Annotated in this window: 3 protein-coding genes; all 3 read left to right on the forward strand. The window is 39.6% G+C overall.

Features of this window, described 5'->3' with window-relative positions; all coding sequences use genetic code 11:
* The first annotated feature begins 90 nt into the window (after positions 1-90).
* The 3 genes from QZ334_RS07400 (at position 91) to argH (ending at position 3,801) form a co-directional block, all read left to right on the forward strand.
* Entirely contained in the window at positions 91-897 is an 807-nt protein-coding gene (locus QZ334_RS07400) for a transglycosylase domain-containing protein (RefSeq protein WP_295233254.1), read from the forward strand.
* Between the two features lie 265 nt (positions 898-1,162).
* A complete protein-coding gene (locus QZ334_RS07405; protein ID WP_295233257.1) occupies positions 1,163-2,374 on the forward strand; it encodes an argininosuccinate synthase in 1,212 nt (403 codons plus the stop codon).
* Entirely contained in the window at positions 2,374-3,801 is a 1,428-nt protein-coding gene (gene argH, locus QZ334_RS07410) for an argininosuccinate lyase (protein ID WP_295233261.1), read from the forward strand. The genes QZ334_RS07405 and argH overlap by 1 nt, the downstream gene beginning before the upstream one ends.
* Positions 3,802-3,902: the final 101 nt, after the last annotated feature.

Here is a 3,902-nt window from a genome sequence, read left to right on the forward strand (position 1 = left end):
TTATAGTAGTATATGTATATAAGGCGTTGTAGATACTGTTAGTTAATAACTGTATGTATACTATAGTCCTTTATGAAATAGGTGAAAGCAATGAAAGTGTTTCGCTACCTTCGAAATCTAGTGGTGTTCGTGGTGGTCATCATATTGGCCATGTTTATATATGACGGATACCATAGCTTTCAAGGTACAAATCGTGAAAGTAAGGCTCACACAACTGTTGAAAAACGCATAGAACAAAGTGAAGATACCCTCAGCCGTACGGATCGTATCATACGAATATTTACATTTAAAGAAAAGGTAGAGGCGGCTCTTAATCAACGTGTTTCTAAAGAACATTGGGTGAAGGGTGATGTCATTCCAGAATATACAAAGAATGCACTGATCGCTATTGAGGATAAGCGATACTATAAACATGGAGCTATTGATGTGCTCGGTATTATTCGCGCCTTTTATACCAATACTATAGCAGGTGAAACGGTAGAGGGTGGTAGTACTATTACACAACAAGTAGTAAAAAATCTCTTCCTTTCATCAAAACGCATCATGAGTCGTAAGGTGGAGGAAGCAATTCTTGCTAGTGAAATGGAACATTACTACTCGAAAGAAGAAATCCTCACCATGTATTTAAATACTGTATATTATGGTCACAATTACTACGGTATCTACGAAGCAGCTCATGGATACTTTGGGACAAGCCCAAGCCGATTGACACTAGGTCAAAGTGCTATGCTCGCAGCCTTACCTAATGCACCATCCTACCTAGATCCTTATACGAACTATAAAGGGGCTAAGGCACGACAAAAATTAGTGCTCGAACAAATGGTAGACCAAGGCATGATTACACAAGCCGAAGCAGATTATGCATACAAACAAGACTTGGGACTTGTGGACGAATAATTAAATAACTATAGTAACATCTCTGTTAGTTGATTGGTGATTGGCTAACAGAGATGTTTTTTGTAATAAATAGTTACGTTCCGAAATATATTATTAAATTGAATAAAAATAATGCTTGCATTTATAATTATACAGGTGTATACTATTTTTTGTCAGAAAGAGGGAATGACCGTTGAGCTAGATGCCACGGTGCTTTCACAATTATCTGATATAATATTGATTATATGAGTTAAAATACATAGTAAGTTTTTTATGAGGTGTTATCATGGGTAAAGCAAATAAAGTAGTACTCGCATATTCTGGTGGTTTAGACACATCCGTTATCATTCCTTGGTTAAAAGAAAATTATGGCGCTGAAGTTATCGCCGTATGCGTAGACTTGGGTCAACCTGAGGATTATGATGCAGTTGAGAAAAAAGCAATCAAATCTGGTGCTTCTAAAGCGTACATTGTGGACGCTTTAGAAGAGTTCGTAAAAGATTATGTATGGCCAACAGTAAAAGCTGGTGCGGTTTATGAAGGTAAATATTTATTAGGTACATCCTTCGCTAGACCTTTGATCGGTAAAATCCTCGTAGATATTGCCAAAAAAGAAGGCGCTGATGCAATCGCTCACGGTGCGACTGGTAAAGGTAATGACCAAGTTCGTTTCGAACTCGCTATCAAAGCATTGGCTCCTAACATGAAAATCATTGCTCCTTGGAGAGAATGGGATTTGAAATCCAGAACAGACTGCATGGAATACGCTGCTAAACACGATATCCCAGTTGTAGCTACAAAATCTCATCCATATTCTATGGACCAAAACGTATGGCATTTGTCCCATGAAGGTGGCGATCTTGAAAATCCAGCAAATGCTCCTAAAGATGATGTGTACTTGGTAACACATACTCCTGAACAAGCTCCAGATGAAGCTGGTTATGTAACTGTATCCTTCAAAGATGGCGTACCTGTAGCCGTAGATGGCCAAGAAGGTACTCCATTACAATTGTTAGAAAAACTCAACGAAATTGGCGCTCATTATGGTGTAGGCGTTGTAGATATCGTTGAAAATAGATTGGTAGGTATGAAATCCCGTGGTGTTTACGAAAACCCAGGTGGTTCCATCATCATGTATGCTCACAGAGAGCTTGAATACCTTTGCCTCGATAGAGCTACATACCACTATAAAGAACTCATTGCCAACAAATATGCTGAACTCGTATACGATGGCATGTGGTTCGCACCATTGATGAACGCTTTGCAAGCATTCGTTGATGAAACTCAAAAAACTGTAACTGGTGAAGTAAAACTTAAATTGTACAAAGGCAATATTATTTCTGCTGGTGCAACTTCTCCATACTCCTTGTACAGCGAAGATTTCGTAACATTCGAAGAAGACGATGTATACAACCAAGCTGATGCGGCTGGTTTCATTAACTTGTTCGGTTTACCTCTTAAAATTAATGCATTGATGAAAGAAAAGGCAGGTAAATAATGGCTAAATTGTGGGGCGGGCGTTTCACAAAAGGCACTGATAAAGCGGTAGAGGATTTTACATCCTCTATCGCTTTTGATGCGCGGATGTACGCCGAAGATATTGCAGGTAGTAAAGCACACGCGACTATGCTAGCAAAACAAAATATTATCTCCGACGCAGATCGGGATGCTATTGTTGAGGGCTTAACAAAGATTAAAGGCCAAATCGATAAAGGCGAGTTCCCATTCTCCGTGGCGCTTGAAGATATTCATATGAATATTGAAAAACGCTTAACCGATGATATTGGTGAAGCAGGTGGCCGTTTACATACCGGCCGTAGCCGTAATGACCAATGTGCCGTCGATTTACATATGTATGTGCGTAAAGCTGTTATAGAAATGGGCGAGCTCATTGTTGATATGCAAAAGGCACTCATTGAAACGGCTGAAAAATACAGCGATGTTATCATGCCTGGCTATACGCATTTACAACGGGCACAGCCTGTATTATTTGGTCATCATATGATGGCATACTTCTCTATGCTAGAACGCGATTTTGACCGTTTGTTGATGGTCTTCAAACATGCAGATATCATGCCACTTGGTGCAGGGGCCTTAGCTGGTTCTACATACGGCATTGATCAAACCTATACGCAAAAGCTACTCGGCTTCTCTCGTATTTACGAAAATAGTATGGATGCCGTATCCGACCGTGACTACGTGGTTGAGTTCTTATCCTTTGCGTCTCTTGTGATGATGCACTTAAGCCGCCTTAGCGAAGAATTGATTTTGTGGTCTACCAATGAGTTTAACTTCATTGAACTTGATGATGCTCATTGCACAGGCTCTAGCATTATGCCACAAAAGAAAAATCCTGACGTATGTGAACTTGTTCGTGGTAAAACAGGTCGTACCTATGGCCACTTGTTAGGTTTATTAACTACATTAAAAGGCTTGCCACTTACCTATAATAAAGATATGCAAGAGGATAAAGAGGGCATTTTTGATGCTATCGATACAGTACACTTTGCATTATCCATTAATGCGGCTATGATTCGCGGCATGAAGGTTAATGGTGCGCATATGAAAGCTGTCCTCGATGATGACTTCTCTAATGCTACAGATATGGCCGATTACCTTGCGAAAAAAGGAGTTCCATTCCGTGAAGCTCATGAAATCGTAGGTAATGCTGTACATCATTGCATTGAAAAAGGTTGCGTATTGCTTGATTTATCCGTTGAGGATTTCAAAGCTATATCCGACCATTTTGATGCAGATATACTTGATGCTATTTCCATCGAAGCTTGCATAGCTGGCCGTAATAACTATTCTGGTACTGCTCCAGAATGTGTGGAAAGACAACGGAACAATGGTAAAACTGTTATCGCCGGAGAAGAAAAACAAATTGCTCAGTGGAAAGCAATTGTTGACTCTGTGCAAGCATAACTGATTTAGTAAGCCTAATGTTATGATTTAGGGCCACATACTGTACAAGAGTAACATTCAGAGTAATAGTTACTTGTGACATTGAAAATTTAAGATCGATA

It is taken from the genome of Veillonella sp., from assembly GCF_019414865.1.
Taxonomy (GTDB): Bacteria; Bacillota; Negativicutes; order Veillonellales; family Veillonellaceae; genus Veillonella.